Origin of the sequence: Marinomonas sargassi (assembly GCF_025716875.1) — a bacterium.
In the GTDB taxonomy this organism is placed as follows: Bacteria; Pseudomonadota; Gammaproteobacteria; order Pseudomonadales; family Marinomonadaceae; genus Marinomonas; species Marinomonas sargassi.
The window spans coordinates 465122-479218 of the sequence record NZ_JAOVZB010000001.1 but is presented as its reverse complement, the minus strand read 5'-3'; the positions used below and the strand labels follow the sequence as shown (position 1 = coordinate 479218).

General features: G+C 42.7%; 14 protein-coding genes. 3 read left to right on the top strand and 11 right to left on the bottom strand.

The window, feature by feature from the left end; translation table 11 throughout:
• Positions 1-58: 58 nt before the first annotated feature.
• The 5 genes from OFY17_RS02240 to glnA form a co-directional block, all read right to left on the bottom strand.
• Positions 59-616, bottom strand: coding sequence for an L-threonylcarbamoyladenylate synthase (locus OFY17_RS02240; protein WP_263529068.1), 558 nt, complete (start codon positions 614-616; stop codon positions 59-61).
• 169 nt (positions 617-785) lie between these two features.
• Positions 786-1166, bottom strand: a complete 381-nt coding sequence (locus tag OFY17_RS02235) for a DUF3461 family protein (RefSeq protein ID WP_263529067.1) — start codon at positions 1164-1166, stop codon at positions 786-788.
• A gap of 147 nt (positions 1167-1313) precedes the next feature.
• Positions 1314-2747 carry a nitrogen regulation protein NR(I) gene (gene ntrC, locus OFY17_RS02230; RefSeq protein ID WP_263529066.1) on the bottom strand — a complete coding sequence of 478 codons (1434 nt, stop codon included), beginning with the start codon at positions 2745-2747 and terminating at the stop codon, positions 1314-1316.
• A gap of 10 nt (positions 2748-2757) precedes the next feature.
• A complete protein-coding gene (glnL, locus tag OFY17_RS02225) occupies positions 2758-3828 on the bottom strand; it encodes a nitrogen regulation protein NR(II) (protein WP_263529065.1) in 1071 nt (356 codons plus the stop codon).
• A gap of 217 nt (positions 3829-4045) precedes the next feature.
• Positions 4046-5452: a glutamate--ammonia ligase gene (gene glnA / locus OFY17_RS02220; RefSeq protein WP_318013648.1), complete on the bottom strand. Its 1407-nt coding sequence runs from the start codon at positions 5450-5452 to the stop codon at positions 4046-4048.
• Between the two features lie 332 nt (positions 5453-5784).
• Here glnA and thiI point away from each other — a divergent pair, with 332 nt between their 5' ends.
• From thiI to dtd, 3 genes are all read left to right on the top strand, one after another.
• On the top strand, positions 5785-7236 hold the full coding sequence (gene thiI / locus OFY17_RS02215; RefSeq protein WP_263529063.1) for a tRNA uracil 4-sulfurtransferase ThiI: 1452 nt from the start codon (positions 5785-5787) through the stop codon (positions 7234-7236).
• Between the two features lie 266 nt (positions 7237-7502).
• A complete protein-coding gene (gene typA, locus OFY17_RS02210) occupies positions 7503-9323 on the top strand; it encodes a translational GTPase TypA (RefSeq protein WP_263529062.1) in 1821 nt (606 codons plus the stop codon).
• A gap of 134 nt (positions 9324-9457) precedes the next feature.
• Positions 9458-9892 (top strand): D-aminoacyl-tRNA deacylase, encoded by a 435-nt coding sequence (gene dtd / locus OFY17_RS02205; RefSeq protein ID WP_263529061.1) that lies wholly within the window; start codon positions 9458-9460, stop codon positions 9890-9892.
• Positions 9893-9904: 12 nt separating this feature from the next.
• Here dtd and tatC read toward each other — a convergent pair whose 3' ends face one another.
• The 6 genes from tatC to ubiE are packed head-to-tail and all read right to left on the bottom strand — an operon-like array spanning position 9905 to position 14055.
• Positions 9905-10663 (bottom strand): twin-arginine translocase subunit TatC, encoded by a 759-nt coding sequence (tatC, locus tag OFY17_RS02200; RefSeq protein WP_263529060.1) that lies wholly within the window; start codon positions 10661-10663, stop codon positions 9905-9907.
• A gap of 34 nt (positions 10664-10697) precedes the next feature.
• The gene (gene tatB / locus OFY17_RS02195; protein WP_263529059.1) at positions 10698-11057 is read right to left on the bottom strand and encodes a Sec-independent protein translocase protein TatB; all 360 of its coding nucleotides are present in this window, start codon (positions 11055-11057) and stop codon (positions 10698-10700) included.
• Between the two features lie 3 nt (positions 11058-11060).
• Positions 11061-11273, bottom strand: coding sequence for a Sec-independent protein translocase subunit TatA (tatA, locus tag OFY17_RS02190; protein WP_263529058.1), 213 nt, complete (start codon positions 11271-11273; stop codon positions 11061-11063).
• A gap of 31 nt (positions 11274-11304) precedes the next feature.
• Positions 11305-11637, bottom strand: coding sequence for a phosphoribosyl-ATP diphosphatase (locus OFY17_RS02185; RefSeq protein ID WP_263529057.1), 333 nt, complete (start codon positions 11635-11637; stop codon positions 11305-11307).
• A 16-nt stretch (positions 11638-11653) separates the two neighbouring features.
• Entirely contained in the window at positions 11654-13297 is a 1644-nt protein-coding gene (gene ubiB / locus OFY17_RS02180; RefSeq protein WP_263529056.1) for a ubiquinone biosynthesis regulatory protein kinase UbiB, read from the bottom strand.
• A gap of 2 nt (positions 13298-13299) precedes the next feature.
• A complete protein-coding gene (gene ubiE, locus OFY17_RS02175; protein WP_263529055.1) occupies positions 13300-14055 on the bottom strand; it encodes a bifunctional demethylmenaquinone methyltransferase/2-methoxy-6-polyprenyl-1,4-benzoquinol methylase UbiE in 756 nt (251 codons plus the stop codon).
• Positions 14056-14097 lie beyond the last annotated feature (42 nt).

Below are 14097 nucleotides of genomic sequence, written 5' to 3'. Positions count from 1 at the left end.
GTAGGGCATATAAAGGTTTATTCACACGCTGAAGCCAGTGGACTTGTTCGTACCTTCCTTAAGCTCTGAAGAGCTTGTCTGTCAGTAAATCCCGTACTTGAGATGGTTGTGTTGCGCTTCCTGTTGGGGCGTCATAAATAGCATCTACCTTATCTGAGAAGTAAGTCTTCACTTCTTCTATATTTAATGCAGGATCTAGCCCTGATGGGTTTGCCGACGTAGATACTATGACGCCATTGAAGGCCTTGCATAGTGTTTGAATTGGCTGGTGTTGTGTCAATCGTATAGCCACACTCTGATGCTCCCCACGAACCCAACTGGGTGTGATTTCTACATCGGGCACCACCCAAGAAATTGGCGCTTCGTTGATTTGGGTAAGTCGTTTGCATGCATCTTCATCGAGAGTATCTAGCCATGGTGTTAACTCATCTGGATGGCCTGCTATCAGAATAAGGCCTTTATATTCAGGGCGAGATTTTAAGGCTAATATTTTTCGCACAGCGTTTTCGTTAAAAGGGTCACAACCCAATCCCCAAACCGCTTCAGTTGGGTAAGCGATAACACCGCCAGCGTTAAGAATATCAGCCAGTTCAGCAACAGAGTTTGTAATACGCATAATCTAAATTTATGTGAAAAATGGGAAACAGATTGTAGCTATATTTGGAATGGCTAGCCAGTGGCTTGAAAGGAGAACGCTTGTTTGAAAGGGTTTCGTTAGCGCTAAAAACACTTACCCTCCAAATCAACTGTCTGTTCATTTGAAGGGTAACGGAGAAAGGAAGTTGTTAGTCCATTTCTTCAATTTTTAGTTTGATCTCAGTGATCTTACTGTTGACGACTTTCTCTAAATGGATCAACTCATTGATAAGGTCTTCTTTTGTTGCTTTTGTTTCGTGTTGCTTGCCTACAATGGTTTCTAGCTCTTCCATTGCACGTAAAACAATGAGAGAAGGTTCCTGTACTAGTTGATAAGTCTGTTGGCCACCATCGGTTAATACGGTTTTTGTAGAGCGGCCGAATTTGAACTTTTTACTTTTTGGAAGAAGTGAGCCTTTTTCACGGCGATAGTAAATCTTTAATACGTCTTGGTTGTTTTCAAATCGTAAAGTAAATTTTTCAATGTCCTGTATGCTGGTGATACCCATGGACGTTAGCGTTGGATACATAACTGCTTCCCCGTTTATTGATGGTCATTTAATAGCCTTTAATTAGTAGGGGATTATTATACTAAAAGCAAGTTTAATATTGGGAAAGGAAGGATAATACAGATACATGTCAATATAGTATCTGTATTACCTTTTTTAGAAACGGCTTTATTCTTCGTCTTGTTCTGCGTGATCGATGTTTAACTCTTTGATTTTTCTAGTCAAAGTGTTACGACCCCAACCTAGTAAAAGTGAAGCGTCACGACGGCGACCACCAGTATGAGCTAGAGCTGTTTCAATCATGATTCGTTCAAATTTAGGTACAGCTTGATCCAAAATACCTGTCTGTCCTGTGGCTAGGGTATTGTCTACCCAGTTTTTTAACGCCTCTTCCCAAGAGGAGAACGGCTGCTCTTGAGGGACAGAAGATAGTAGTTCTGGGGGAAGATCTTGTACAAGTACTTCTCGGCCAGACGCCATAACAATCAGCCAACGGCAGGTGTTTTCAAGCTGTCGCACATTACCGGGCCAGTCGAGTTGTGAAAGATAGCTTTCGGTTTCCTTAGTGAGGACTTTTGGCTCAACAGACAGCTCTTCTGCAGCTCTGCTTAAGAAGTGGCGAGCCAGTTTAGGAATGTCTTCGCGACGCTCTGCAAGCTTAGGTAAGTGGATGCGAATAACATTTAAGCGATGGAACAAATCCTCTCGGAAAGAGCCGCTTTTTACTAAAGTTTCTAAATTTTGATGTGTCGCTGCAATAATTCGAACGTCGACTTTTACTGGCGTATGGCCGCCTACTCGATAGAACTCACCATCAGCAAGTACACGTAGTAAACGCGTTTGTGTTTCCGCTGGCATATCACCTATTTCATCTAGAAAAAGCGTACCGCCATTGGCCTGTTCGAAACGGCCTCTACGTTGAGTGTTAGCACCAGTGAAGGCGCCCTTTTCGTGGCCGAATAGCTCAGATTCAATGAGGTCGTGGGGTATTGCGGCCATGTTTAAGGCAATAAAGGGGTTCGCTGCACGAGGACTATGGGTATGCAAAGCTTGAGCAACCAGTTCTTTACCTGTACCCGATTCACCATTAATAAGGACAGTGATGTTGGAGTTTGCTAAGCGGCCAATAGCACGAAACACTTCTTGCATTGCTGGTGCTTCACCAATGATTTCTTTATCGACTTCTGGTACCGCTTCTTCTTCCATGTCGGAAGTGCTTGGTAGGGAGTTTTTGTGGTGCAACATGGCACGCTTCACCAAGCTGACAGCTTCTTCCACGTCAAACGGTTTGGGAAGATATTCAAAAGCGCCGCCTTGATATGAAGCAACGGCACTTTCAAGGTCCGAATGGGCTGTCATGATGATAACTGGCAAGTATGGGTGATTAGACTGAAGTTTTTCTAACAAACTTAAGCCGTCCATGCCGGGCATGCGAATGTCACTAATAATCGCGTTTGGTTGTTCTTTTTCAATGGCGCTGGACAAGCTTTCTGCAGAGTCAAATAGACGGCATTGAATACCTTCTTGTTCCAGTGTTTTTTCTAGTACCCAGCGGATAGATCGGTCATCATCAACAATCCATACTGTCTCTTCTTGTGCCATGTGTTTTCTCCTAACCTTGGGTCGTCATCTCAATAGGGATTAATATATTAAATTCTGTGTGTTGGGGGCGGCTATGACACTCAATAATGCCTTGATGCTGGTGTATTATGGATTGAGCGATAGATAATCCTAGGCCCGTACCTTCTGCTCTTCCACTAACCATAGGGTAAAATAGTGTTTTCATGATGGCTTCTGGGATGCCAGGGCCATTATCAATAATACTAATTTTACAAGCGAGACGGTGTCGCTTTGAGCCAATAGTAAATTGTCTTAAAGCTCGAGTAGAAATTTGTATTGTTTTTTCAGTGTCTGAATCGTGCTCTATGAGCGCTTGCATCGCATTTCTCGTGATGTTGAGCAGAGCCTGTATCAGCTGTGATTCATCCCCTGTCAGATCTGGAATGCTCGGATCATAATCTCGAATCAAAGAAATTTGGTTTTCTGTTTCTACGGAAATTAATTGTCTAACACGCTCTAACACTTTGTGAATATTGAGCGGCTGACTTTTAGGGATTTGTCTTGGGCCTAATAGTCGATCGACTAAGTCTCTTAAACGATCAGATTCTTCAATAATGACTTGTGTGTAGTCGTTTAGTGCTTCGTCTGTGAAAGCTCTACTAATTAGCTGAGCTGCACCTCGAATTCCTCCAAGAGGGTTTTTGATTTCATGGGCAAGTCCACGTACTAGCTCTTTGCTGGTTTCATGGTTGGCAATGAGTTCATCTTCCTGAGAAATTCGCTTCATTCTATCTCTTGGGTAAAACTCGATAATCAAGCTTACGGTACTGTTTGCTGAACCAAGAATAGGTGTGACTGTGTAATCACAAAATAAGGTTTTTTGGTTGTTGCAGGTGATTTCTGCTTCGCGCTTTGTGAATGGGTTACCCGTATCGATTGCTGAGTATAACGATTCGATGCCTTCCTGAGTCTCGCGAAATACAGCCCCTACAGCGCTGCCTTGTATACGGCGGCGACTAACAGCAAGCAGCATTTCAGCAGCTGGGTTTAGGTATTCGATTTCTAACTTATTGTTAAGCTGAATAACTGCTGTTGATATATGGTCAATTAATACACTGTACACAAAAGGTGCCTCATTATGGATGAGAAAGTAACTGCAAAAAGCGAACCAACATTGGGCGTTTTTATTAAGCCTATTTATTGGCGTTGAGAGGGAGTATACAAAAATAACGCATCGTTTTGGTGCGTAATGTTTAGGGTGTGGTGAATTAGGTCAAAAAAAAGCCCTGACAAGTGTCAGGGCTTTGATGTGTAGTTAATAAGTACAGGGTACTTAGGTCTTATACACTGTAGTAAAGTTCGAACTCAAGTGGGTGAGTTGTCATTGAGATACGTTGAGCATCACCAGCTTTAAGAGCGATGTATGCATCAATCATGTCGTCAGTGAATACGCCACCTTGAGTTAGGAACTCACGGTTTTCGTCAAGACACTTAAGAGCTTCTTCTAGGCTACCAGCAACTTGTGGGATCGCCGCAGCTTCTTCAGCTGGTAGATCGTACAAGTCTTTATCTGCTGCATCGCCAGGGTGGATCTTGTTTTTGATACCGTCAAGGCCAGCCATCAACATAGCTGCGAAAGCTAGGTATGGGTTAGCAGTTGGATCAGGGAAACGTGCTTCGATACGCTTACCTTTAGGGCTAGCAACGTATGGAATACGGATAGAAGCAGAACGGTTACGAGCAGAGTATGCAAGCATAACTGGTGCTTCGAAACCTGGAACAAGACGCTTGTAAGAGTTAGTTGAAGCGTTAGTGAACGCGTTCAATGCTTTAGCGTGCTTGATGATACCACCGATGTAAAAAAGGGCAGTTTCAGAAAGACCAGCATATTCGTCACCAGCAAATTGGTTAACGCCATCTTTCCAGAAAGATTGGTGAACGTGCATACCAGAACCGTTGTCACCAACGATTGGCTTAGGCATGAATGTCGCTGTTTTGCCGTAAGCGTGTGCTACGTTGTGTACACAGTACTTAAGGATTTGAACTTCATCAGCTTTCTTAACTAGAGTGTTAAATTTAGCGCCGATTTCGTTTTGGCCAGCTGTTGCAACTTCATGGTGATGAACTTCAATTTCTAAGCCCATAGCTTCCATTGCACCACACATAGCGCCACGAAGGTCGTGATGAGAGTCAACTGGTGGTACTGGGAAGTAGCCGCCTTTTACGAAAGGACGGTGACCCATGTTGCCGCCTTCAATTTTCTTGTTTGAAGACCAAGCAGCTTCTTCAGAGTTTACTTCAACTGAAGAGCCAGACATGTCGCATTTCCAGCGTACATCGTCAAAGATGAAGAATTCTGGCTCAGGACCGAAGAATGCAGTGTCGCCAAGGCCTGTAGATTTCAAGTACTCTTCTGCGCGGATCGCAACAGAACGAGGGTCACACTCGTAACCTTGCATAGTAGCAGGCTCGATGATGTTACAGCGAACAATAACAGTCGACTCTTCTGTAAACGGGTCCATAACTGCTGTGTCGTCTTGAGGCATCATGATCATGTCTGATTCATTGATTCCTTTCCAGCCAGCGATAGATGAACCGTCAAACATTTGACCAACTTCAAAAATCTCTTCGTCTACAGTGCTTGCAGGAATAGATACGTGTTGTTCTTTACCTTTAAAATCGGTAAAGCGAAGATCAACCCACTTCGCATCATGCTCGGCAATCAAGGCAAGGGTTTTTGACATAATTGTTCTCCAATTGTCGTTTAAAAGCGAAATTACTTTTTATTTTCAAAAGTGCCAACATAGTAAAGCACCGTTTGCAGAATGCAAAGCACATCTTGTGCCAGAATATTGTGCATCCACATAACTCTATAAATAACAGTGGCTTATGAAAAGTCTCCTTGTGGCTCTGCTACATTGGAGGTTTTTGCTATGGATGATTTGGGTATTTTTGTCTTGTTTTGGTGCGCTATTTTGGTTGTTTGCCTAGGTTTGGTGCAAATTTAATATTTTAGAATCTGAAGGCTTTTCTTTATACTGTGCGCCTTTCTCAATCTTTGGTATGAATCGCACCTCCTATGAAATTTATCGTTAAATTCTTTGCTGAAATCACAGTAAAAAGCCGCCCTGTACGAAAGGAATTTGTTAAACAATTAAGACACAATATTAGATTGGTCCTAAAAAAACATGACACTGATGTAACTGTTTCAGGTAATTGGGACTTTATAGAAGTCTACTCAAATAAAGACGATCTTCGTGAGGTGTTTAGCGATGAGTTGTCACGTATCGCTGGTATTGCTCATTTTCAATTTGTCCGTGAGTTTTCCTTTGTTGATCTTGATGGCGTTGTCGATGAAGCTGTTGTTTCCTATGGTGATGCACTCAAAGGGGCGGTGTTTGCAGTAAGAGTTAAACGAGTGGGTAAGCATGACTTTTCGTCTGTTGAAGCTGAGCGTCATATCGGTGGTTGTTTAAAAGCTCGCTGTGAAGCGCTAGCGGTTCGCCTGAAGAATCCAGAAGTCTTGGTGCCAATCGATATTCGTGATGACAGAGTCTGGATGATTGAGCAACGCATAGAAGGTTTGGGTGGCTATCCTCTTGGCTCACAAGATCCTGTTTTGTCATTGATGTCTGGCGGTTACGATTCGACAGTAAGTTCTTATTTGACCATGGCTCGTGGTCTCAAAACACATTTCTGCTTTTTTAACCTAGGTGGTGATGCCCATGAAATTGGCGTTAAGCAGGTATCTAATTTTATCTGGGAAAAATATGGTTCTAGTCTCAATGTGAAATTTATCACTGTGCCTTTTGAGGCGGTTGTAGGTGAAATATTGACCAAGGTCGATAATGCCGAGATGGGCGTTATTCTAAAGCGAATGATGCTAAGAGCAGCTTCTAAGGTAATGGAAGAGGTAGGTGCTAAAGCTTTGGTGACGGGTGAGAGCGTTGCTCAGGTTTCAAGCCAGACGGTGACCAATCTCAAGGTGATTGATCAGGTAACCGATGAGTTGGTATTGCGTCCTCTTATTACCACTAATAAACAAGAAATCATTGATAAAGCGATCGAAATTGGTACGGCACCTTTTGCAGCGAGTATGCCTGAGTTTTGTGGTGTTATTTCTGTTAAGCCAACCACAAGAGCGAAGATGCATCGTGTTGAAAAGCAGGAATCGAACTTTGATTTTGATGTGCTAGATAAAGCGGTTGAAAACGCTAAAATCATGTCCATTCAAAATGTCATGGACGATGTTGCTAAACAATATAAAGGCGAAGTGCCAATAGTACGCATGCCAGTTGGTAATGAAATTATCGTTGATATTCGTCACCCAGATGAAGCCAGTAACCGTCCGTTAAAGGTCAGTGGTCGTCCAGTAAAAGTGATTCCATTCTTCGCTCTAGAAGGCAGCTGGTCAGAACTAGAGGCCGATGTTCCTCATCTTCTTTACTGTGGTAAAGGCGTCATGAGTCGCATGCAGGCGTCTTTCTTATTAGGTAAAGGTTATAAGAATGTAGGTGTTTACTTACCCTAATGAATATCGACTCTAACAAGCTGGAAGTGACTGTCATATTTTTGTTGCTTTGGCTTGTTAGAGTATGACTATTAAGCGCATCATATTCCTAGATGTTTGATACATTTTATAGACTTTTTTGCCTATTTTAATGGGATATTGCTCAAGATAAGAGTACAATTGCGCGAAATTTTACCTCGCACCAAGATCCAATACGCTTGATGGACTTAATTGTTTTACAAGTGGACGAATATCTTTTTGCTCACGCTAAATGCAGAGAATTATAAATGTCTAATGATATCAGTAAGTTACGTAACGTAGCGATTATTGCCCACGTTGACCATGGTAAAACAACCTTGGTTGACCAACTTTTAAGTCAGTCAGGTACGCTTGATCGTAAAGACGAAGGTGCAGAGCGCATCATGGACTCTAACGACCAAGAGAAAGAACGTGGTATTACCATCTTGGCTAAAAACACAGCCATCAAATGGAATGATTACCGTATCAATATCGTAGACACACCTGGACACGCCGACTTTGGTGGTGAGGTTGAGCGTGTATTGTCTATGGTAGATTGCGTATGTTTGTTGGTTGATGCTGTTGATGGTCCTATGCCTCAAACACGTTTCGTAACTTCTAAAGCATTTGAGCAAGGTTTGCGTCCGATTGTTGTTATCAACAAAATTGACCGTCCTGGTGCTCGTCCTGATTGGGTTATGGATCAAGTATTTGATTTGTTTGACAGCTTGGGTGCGACTGAAGATCAGCTAGACTTCCCTGTTATTTATGCATCTGCAATTAACGGTATCGCAGGTGATGACCCAGAAAACATGGCTGAAGACATGGAACCTCTATATCAAATGATTGTAGACAGTGTTCCTGCTCCAGACGTAGATCCTGATGCACCTTTCCAAATGCAAATTTCTGCATTGGATTATGACAGCTATGTTGGTGTTATCGGTGTAGGTCGTATTACACGTGGTAGCTTGTCTCCAAACCAGCAAGTTATCATCAAATCTGCTGATGGTTCAGAGCGTAAAGGTAAAGTACTTAACGTAAAAGGCTACCTAGGTCTTGACCGTATCGATACTGACCTAGCAACAGCGGGTGACATCGTTTGTATCAATGGTATCGACAAACTAAGCATCTCTGACACCTTATGTGATCCAGATAATGTTGAAGCGCTACCAGCACTAAGTGTTGATGAGCCAACAGTGAGCATGAACTTCATTGTTAACAACTCTCCTTTCGCAGGTAAAGAAGGTAAGTTCGTTACATCTCGTAATATTAAAGACCGTTTGGATCAAGAGTTGATCCACAACGTGGCATTGCGTGTAACACAAGGTGATTCTCCAGATAAATTTATCGTATCTGGTCGTGGTGAATTGCACCTATCTGTATTGATCGAAACAATGCGCCGTGAAGGTTTCGAAATGGGTGTATCTCGCCCAGAAGTAGTAACCAAAGAAATTGATGGCAAAATGTGTGAACCGTTCGAAGTTGTGGTAATCGACGTTGAAGAGCAGCACCAAGGTTCTATCATGGAAGAAATCGGTTTACGTAAAGGTGAATTGACGAATATGGAAGTGGACGGCAAAGGCCGTGCGCGTCTTGAGTTCATGATGCCTTCTCGTGGTTTGATCGGCTTCCGTGGTCTATTCCTTACTTTGACTTCTGGTTCTGGTATTTTGACCAGCGTCTTCGACCACTACGGTCCAGTGAAAGATGGTGAAGTTCAAAGCCGTAAGAACGGTGTACTGGTTAGCATGTTGACTGGTAAAACAGCTGCTTATGCTTTGTTTAACCTACAAAGCCGTGGTCGTATGTTCTTGGGTCACGCTGTTGAAGTGTACGAAGGTCAGATCATCGGTATTCACTCTCGTGATAACGATTTGGCAATCAACCCGATTAAAGGTAAGCAATTAACGAACGTACGTGCTTCTGGTACAGACGAAGCGTTAACTTTGACTCCACCTATTCGCCACACTCTTGAGCAAGCATTAGAATTCATCGAAGATGATGAACTGGTAGAAGTAACGCCAGAAAGCATCCGCCTGCGTAAAAAATTCTTAACTGAAAACGAGCGTAAACGTAACGCGCGTAAGTAAGATTGTATTGAGCAGCAGCAAATGAATTTATTTCGATAAATTCAGGAGCGACAGAAGCGCCTTCGGGCGCTTTTGTTTTTTCTGCTGTTTGATAAAGTGGGTTACATCAGAAATGAATTTATAAAGGAGTCACTGTGAAGGTTTTGGTTCAGCGAGCAAAAAATGCCAGTGTAGAAGTGGAAGGTGAAATCATAGGAGCTATTGAACACGGTCAAATGGTTTTGGTAGGCATCGAAAAAGGCGACAGCGAAGAAGATACTCAGCGCTTAGCGGACAAGCTACTCAAATACCGTATGTTCAGTGATGGTGATGGAAAAATGAACCTGAATGTTCAGCAAGTGAGTGGTGGTGTATTGCTCGTTTCCCAGTTCACATTAGCTGCGGAAACAAAAAAAGGCTTAAGGCCAGGCTTTTCAACCGCAGCAGTGCCCTTGGAAGGAGAGCGCTTATTTAATGATTTTGTGTCTAAGGTTCGAGCTCAATACCCGAAAGTAGAAACAGGCCAGTTTGGTGCAGACATGAAGGTGTCTTTTACCAATGATGGCCCCGTGACTTTTATGTTGGATTAGGTCGGCGAGTAATTAAGCGGTTTCCTGTTCGGGTTCGCTTTCTTGTTCTTCTGCTTTTACGGTTCGCCCAGCTATTAAACCTAGTTCAAACAGTAGCCACATTGGTATTGCTAGCAGTGTCTGAGAGAAGATATCTGGTGGCGTGATAAGCATGCCGACTACAAAGCAGCCAAGGAAGATATAAGGTCTCTTCTTAGAAAGAGAAGCGACAGAGGTGATGCCTGCCTTGATAAGAAGGTAAGTAGCGACTGGAATTTCGAAAGTCACACCGAAGGCAAAAAACAGCTTTAAAACAAAGTTGAGGTAGTTATTTATATCTGTCATCACAGTCACTTCACCTGGCCCTACCGTAGTAAAGAAGCCAAAGATGAGCGGTAGTACGACAAAGTACGCAAACAGCACACCAGCGTAAAAGAGAAAAATACTAGAGATGAGTAGCGGGATGGCAATGCGCTTTTCATTGCTATAAAGAGCTGGTGCGATGAAAGACCAAATCTGGTACAAGCTGAAAGGCACAGACACTAATACCGCAACCGCGAAAGTCAGCTTTAAAGGTGCTAGAAAAGGTGAGGCAACTTCCGTTGCAATTAAAGAGCTACCTTCAGGTAAAAGTAGACGTAATGGCTCAGAAACAATCAAATACAAGTCGTTTGCGAAATAATATAAGCCGAGAAAAAGTACTAAGATAACTAAAACAGACTTTAATAGGCGGTTTCTCAATTCGATAAGATGAGAGGTGAGAGGGGCTTGATTAGAAGAGTCTGTGCTCATAAAACGTCATTATCCGCGTTGGCTGTTAGCGTATTTAGATTTGTGGGGCTTTAACGGTATCTTTTTCTGTTGTTACTAAATCATTGTTATCTGGTGCTGTATTTTCAGCTATTGGCTGAGCTTTTTCAGTCATTACTTCTGCAGAGGGAGCATCGTCCTGTTGAGTATTTTGCTCTTCCTGCAATGCCTGCTTATTAGTAGCCTCAATCTTTCTTTGCAACTCTTCTTGATCTAGCTGGGCGTTAATCTCTCTTTGTACTGAGTCAACGCTGCGACGAATTTTTCGTAGCCATAGACCAAGGGTTCTCGCGGCATGAGGTAATCGCTCAGGCCCCAATACTAGGAGCCCGATGACGAAAATAATGAGCAGTTCAGAAAAGCCAATATCAAACACAGATTAAGCGCTTTTATCGTCTTTTTTGACTTCAGAATCAATGACTTTGTTTTGTGCTGTTTCTTCTGGAGTAGGTTCTTTGTCCACCGCCTCTTTGAAGCCTTTTACAGCGCCACCCAAATCAGAGCCAAGATTTTTTAGCTTTTTGGTACCAAAGATTAAGATCAAAATGGCTAAAACAATTAATAGTTGCCAAATACTGATTCCACCAAACATGTTATTTCTCCTAGCGTTATAGGTGTAAAAATTATTTTGTGCGGTTGGCTTTTTCTTCTATGCCAGACAAGTTAAAACGACGAGCTAATTCTTCCAATATTGCATCAGGCCCAAGGTCTAAATGAGATAGCATGACAAGGGTGTGGAACCAAAGGTCAGCGGTTTCATAAATCAGGTCAGATTTGTCATCTGAGTGAGCAACATCCTTGGCTGCAATAATGGTTTCGATGCTCTCTTCGCCTACTTTTTCAAGGATTTTGTTTAACCCTTTGGCATGTAAACTTGCTACATAAGAAGTGTCAGCGGCCGCCGTTTTTCGTGCTTCAAGGGTTGCCGCTAGTTCAGCCAATACATCGGTATTCATTATAATCTCTCAAGTGTTACGGTTTTAATACAAGTAAGTATAAGCCTAATAAAAGTAGCCCTACACTTAATACGTCAGCGGACTTTAAATAGTTCAGTCTGCTTGGCTCCATAATGAACCAAGCTGTGCCTATGCTAATTAGGCCAAGTAACCTGAAAGATTGATTCTTTCGGCTACGTTTAAGTTCGTTGCTTAATTCTTTAATGGATTCTGTCTGCGCCTGTAAGCGCTCTTCTTGCTGTGAAACTTGTGACAGCGCATTGAACACTAAGTTCGGTATTTTTGGTAATTGGCCAACCCATTGTGGGGCCTGCTTGCGGACTTCCTCTAGAACACGCTTTGGACCAATTTGTTCTTGCATCCATCTTTCTAGGAAAGGCTTCGCTGTCACCCAGAGGTCAAGGTCTGGATAAAGCTGGCGGCCAAGGCCTTCAATATTGAGAAGCGTTTTTTCTAGCAAAATAAGCTGTGGTTGAACTTCCATGTTGAAGCGTCGAGCAGTTTGGAAAAGGCCTATTAGTACCTGTCCAAAAGAAATGTCTTTTAAGGGCTTATCAAACATGGGCTCGCAAACACTACGAATAGCAGATTCAAACGCATGGACAGGGGTTTCTTTCGGAACCCAGCCACTTTCCACATGAAGTTCGGCAACGAGCCGATAATCTTGTTGAAAAAACGCCAACAAATTTCGTGCTAGATAGTTTTTGTCTTCGTCATCTAGACTGCCCATTATTGCGCAGTCAATCGCGATATATTTGGGCTTGTTTGGGTTGCTAGGGTCTACAAAGATGTTTCCCGGGTGCATATCGGCATGAAAGAAGCTGTGTGAAAAAACTTGAGTGAAAAAAATCTCAACGCCACGCTCTGCTAAACATTTCATATCCACATTAGCTGCATTCAGCTTGTCGATGTCAGCAACCGGTATGCCTGAGATTCTTTCCATCACCATGACACTAGTGCGCGTATAATCCCAATAGATTTTTGGTACATATAAAAGCTCTGAGTCTTTGAAGTTGCGTAGTAGTAAACAGGTATTGGCGGCTTCTTTGCTCAGGTCTAGTTCATCTAATACTGTGTATTCGTAATCTCTGACGACTTCCAATGGTCTTAAGCGCTTACCGTCTTCACTAAGAGTGTTCACAAGCCTAGCAAGTGAGTAAAGCAGCTGAATATCTTTATTAATGGTTTTGTCTATTTTTGGGCGAATCACCTTAATGATAACGTCTTCACCAGAGTATAGCTTTGCAGTATGAACTTGAGCAATGGAGGCAGATGCGAGAGGTTCTGTGGAGAACTCGCTAAATATTTCACTTACAGGTGCCTTTAGACTTTTTTCTATAATGTCTTGGGCTATTTTTCCTGAAAAAGGTGGGACATTATCTTGTAGCTGAGCAAGTTCATTGGCCAGTTCTTCATCTAGCAAATCTCGTCGCGTTGATAAGATTTGCCCAAACTTAACGAAGATTGGCCCTAATGATTCGAGTGCTAGGCGTATATTTTTTGCTCTGTTTTTCATGGCCCTTTCACGACCAATTGAGCAAATTAGGCCTAGGGTATAGCGGATATACCAAGGGGATAATTGGAACGGGATAAATACATCAAGGCGGTAACGAATTAAGGTATAAAAAATTCGTAAAAAGCGAAGGGTATTAGTTAGCATAATTAGAATTTAAATCCTTTATGCAAAGCGACGATACCACCTGTTAGATTTTGGAATTGTGTGCGTTCGAAGCCGACTTCATCCATCATGCCTTTTAATGTTTCTTGATCTGGGTGCATGCGAATGGATTCCGCTAAGTAGCGGTAACTCTCTGCATCATTAGCAATAAGCTTACCCATAGTTGGCAGTAAGCGGAATGAATAATGATCGTAAGCTTTGGACAGCAGTTCAGATTGAGGCTTTGAAAACTCCAAAACTAATAAACGCCCGCCGGGTTTTAGTACTCGGTACATAGAAGCAAGTGCTTTGGATTTATTGGTAACATTGCGCAAGCCAAAAGCGATGGTGATGCAATCAAAAGTGTTGTCTGGGAAAGGTAGCTCTTCGGCATTCGCTTGAACGAATTTTACATTACCGACAGCGCCATGATTAGCCAGCTTGTCACGGCCAACCTTGAGCATAGAGTCGTTAATGTCTGCTAGGATAACTTGCCCTTCACTGCCCACTAAACGTGAAAATTTAAGGGTTAAATCGCCTGTGCCGCCGGCAATATCTAGTACCTTGTTGCCTGCACGTATTCCAGATTGGCTGATAGTATGTCGCTTCCAAAGACGATGTACGCCACCGGACATAAGGTCATTCATTATGTCGTATTTTGCAGCGACAGAATGAAAGACCTGCGCAACAGCTTGTACTTTTTCATCTTCTGGGATTTCTTTAAAGCCGAAGTGAGTGGTTTTTTTAGTATCGTCTTGCATAAATTACTTCTTAATTCTCGGTGGGGGCTTTAGCAACCCTTA